The following is a 3,393-nucleotide window of genomic DNA, read 5'->3' as shown; positions in this document are numbered from 1 at the left end:
TAGAGATTTTATCTTTAACTTACCCAGGGAAAATTTCTCTATAAATATAGATATAGATGGAGAAGTTGGAAACTTTCCTTCTTTTCCTTGTTTGCCAAACTTTAGAATTTCAGCTCAGAGGAAAAATAGAGATTTTGCCTTTAACTTACCCAGGGAAAATTTCTCTATAAATATAGATATAGATGGAGAAGTCTAAAATTTTCCTTCTTTTCCTTTTTGCCAAACTTTAGAATTTCAGCTCAGAGGAAAAATAGAGATTTTGCCTTTAACTTACCCAGGAAAAATTTCTCTATAAATATAGATATAAGTGTTACGACCAAATCTTAAAGTTTTAGACAATAAGCACAGGAGTATTTACAATTTACAATTTATAGTTTATAATTTCCCTATCTATAGCTAATTTATGTGTAAATTGTAGTTATTATACTATCATTAGAGATTTTAAAAAAATTGGTTTTACTTGTAAAAAATATTTAGAAATTCAACCACAATATGGGAATAGAATACTTTAATAATAAACAAAATAACCCTCAAAACAAAGGATTATTAGGAGCAGGTTGGCGACCACTTTACCGAGAACTTGATTGGGAATATTTATGGCATTTATTATCTAATGATCCTTGGGAAGTTAGCAAAAAAACTCTTGATATAGCTAGTGATATTGCAGATGTTTTAGGTCGTAATCAATTTCCTTGGTGGGCGAATATATTAAATATTTTTTCAGAAAATACACGATATGAATTTGATGAATTTTGGGATTATATAACTCCCCAACCTCTAACTCCAGATTATCGTTATCAAGATTTATTGAGCATTGAAAGTCCTGTCACTAGAACTATTACTAGAGAAAGTATTCCTATTGAATATGCTCTGAATAGATTGCAAGAAATTACTATTTTTAAAATTCTTGATTTATTGGGTAAACCTGACATAATTACCCAATCATTTATGGAGAGAAATTTTTACTATCCAGTAGAAAGATTCATCAGTTGGGAAAGGCTAGAAACTTTAGGTAAAGTGTATAGTTATTGGTCGGAATATTGCTGTTGGTTACAAATAGAAACTTATGAAAAAGGTAGACGTTACTATAGTTTAATTTTTCAAAATATCGCACCTCTTGTGAGAAAATCGACCTACAATATGGCAGTTATTGTTAGTGGTTATCAATGTCGTATCGGACAGGTTAAAAGTCAATTTCCAATAAATACATTTCCTCAAGATATTCAAAGTTTTACTGAGACAGTACGGCAGGAAATTTTGCGACAAAATCAATTAGCTATATTAATAAGTGGAGAACCAGGAACGGGTAAAACTGCTTGGACTCAAGCTGTGGCAAAAGAGATTTTAGTTTCTTTAGGATATGTAATTTTTATATTAGATCATGATGCAGTAGAAAATTTTGTACCACCAACATATTTAGAAAAGATTTGTTTGATTATTAATGAAGCAGATAATTTAGCTCAAGACCGTTCTTTGGAGATAGCACAAACTAATAGTAAAACAGAACATATTCTCAGTTTATTAGATGGTACTTTATATAAAAGTGTTATAGATGAATCTCAAATTAATTCTCAGCCTAAGTTAGTTGTTTTAATGACTTGTAATACTAAAAAAAGATTAGACCCAGCAGTTTTACGCAAAGGTAGAATAGATTTAATGTATGAATTTACTTACCGTTTTGTTTAGGAATTAATTTGATTTGGGGAATAATAAAGTATTAATTTATATTCTAATTTTTATTTAGGAAAAATATAGCAATCCTAAATAGGTTGTGACAAATCAAAAAGTAAATAAAACTTTTGAAACTTTATACCTGTTCCTGGTTCCCTGCTTCTTGTTCCCTAAAAAGCAGTAAGGTTTTTGAGACGAATAAAATAGGATTGCTATAGTTACAATTTATCTGGTTTATTATCAAATTTTCAGTTATCATAGGGCAGATAAAATACTTCTACTTCTCCTATTGATCAGTAAGGACAGTAAAAATTTATATTTTTTTATTAACTTTTCATCCTACTTTTCCAGAGGTTATCCTGCAGCTTTCCAACCCTTAATACTAGGTGGAAAACTTCTGACATTGTTGTAACTTAATACTTGTAAATATGCCGTATCTATACTAGCTCTATATCCACCTTTACAGTAGACGACTACTGCTTTGTTGATAGGTATTTTTCGAGGTTTTCTGTTAGTTTTCGCAAGGGAATATTAACTGCATCGGGAATATGATCTTCTGCATATTATGATGGTTTTCGTACATCTAACACTAAGATTTTTTTGATGGCCACAAAGCTTTTTAATTCTCTAAATTCCCTAACGCCTAATAATAATTAGGAATCAATTTTAGAAATTCATTGATTGCAGTTTTAACCTCCGGTTTTGTGTTTCTAAGAGTCGCTAAATTTGCAGTTTGCGGAGTTAATAAACGTTCTATTCTAAGGATCACTACTGCATTTATGAAAGTTATTGATATGAATCTAGGTAATGATTTCATCAGTTTTTTCCTTTGTTTCTCAGGCTAATCATCAAGTTTTTATGTCAATTCGTATTATACCTATTTTTCATAGTACATTAAAAATAATAAAACACAATTTAACACTAGAAGGACTGGCACATTTAAAATAATAAACCAAGTCCATTGCTCTGATTATTGTTTTCCAACTACGAATTTTTTTGATAAACTCGGTTTATGTGTAAGCCCTAGCTATAGCAATCCTAAATAGGTTGCAACAAATCAAAAAGTAAATTAAAAAAACTGTAACTCCCAGATGTTCCCTGTTGCCTATTCCCTAAAAGCCGTAAGATTTTTATACACAAATAAAATAGGATTGCTATAATATAATGCCACTATTCCTTAATACTCATTAATTGTCTTAGACGCTAAACTTGAAAAATCATAACTTTGGTCAAGATTTGTGTTTAAGAAAGAGGGTTAGCGGAGAAATATTTATATACCTTAAAAGTAGTAGTTATAATGAAAGCTTGATTGTAATTTATATTGAATCACAAAATACTAGATTTTACCCTTCTTTAAACCCATCTAATAATTACACTTCTTTTAGGGAACGCTTAATACTTAACTGGGAATAGGTATGGAGGAAAAAAGTATTTTAGCGAATATGAGATACACCCTTTTGATTTGTCACAACCTATTTAAGATTCCTGTATAAATTTTTAACTATCTGAAATATGGAACAGAATAAAGATTCATTTCTCAACAAGTCTGTCAACCCAATGTCTGACAAAAAACATTGGCTTAATTTAGCGGAATATGCTTGTATATTTGGTTCAGCATTAGGTACTTTGGGAGTAGCATTTTCTGGACAAGTATTTTATGCAGTCGCCCCCATAACATTAGCTTTATCTCTAAATGTGGCTAATAGATATCGATTAGAACAG

Annotated in this window: 2 protein-coding genes and 2 pseudogenes; 3 read left to right on the top strand and 1 reads right to left on the bottom strand. The window is 30.2% G+C overall.

Going from position 1 to position 3,393, the window contains the following annotated elements; genetic code table 11:
* Both VKJ25_RS09065 and VKJ25_RS09060 read left to right on the top strand, forming a co-directional pair.
* Positions 1–196: hypothetical protein (locus tag VKJ25_RS09065; RefSeq protein ID WP_324236303.1), on the top strand; the 196-nt coding region annotated here is incomplete at its 5' end.
* 296 nt (positions 197–492) lie between these two features.
* Positions 493–1,686 carry an AAA family ATPase gene (locus VKJ25_RS09060; RefSeq protein WP_324236302.1) on the top strand — a complete coding sequence of 398 codons (1,194 nt, stop codon included), beginning with the start codon at positions 493–495 and terminating at the stop codon, positions 1,684–1,686.
* A gap of 339 nt (positions 1,687–2,025) precedes the next feature.
* Here VKJ25_RS09060 and VKJ25_RS24550 read toward each other — a convergent pair.
* A pseudogene (locus VKJ25_RS24550) lies at positions 2,026–2,175 on the bottom strand (rhodanese-like domain-containing protein); the annotation flags it as partial.
* A gap of 1,008 nt (positions 2,176–3,183) precedes the next feature.
* Here VKJ25_RS24550 and VKJ25_RS09055 point away from each other — a divergent pair.
* Positions 3,184–3,393 (top strand): annotated as a pseudogene (locus VKJ25_RS09055) (hypothetical protein); the annotation flags it as partial.

It is taken from the genome of Okeania sp. (assembly GCF_035285525.1).
In the GTDB taxonomy this organism is placed as follows: Bacteria; Cyanobacteriota; Cyanobacteriia; order Cyanobacteriales; family Microcoleaceae; genus Trichodesmium.
The sequence above is the reverse complement of the archived record's forward strand: the minus strand, read 5'-3'. Positions and strand labels throughout refer to the sequence as shown.

Bases quoted from the DNA above. Each gene is read 5' to 3' on its own strand.
- VKJ25_RS09060 (WP_324236302.1), top strand. From the start codon at position 493: ATGGGAATAGAATACTTTAATAATAAACAAAATAACCCTCAAAACAAA.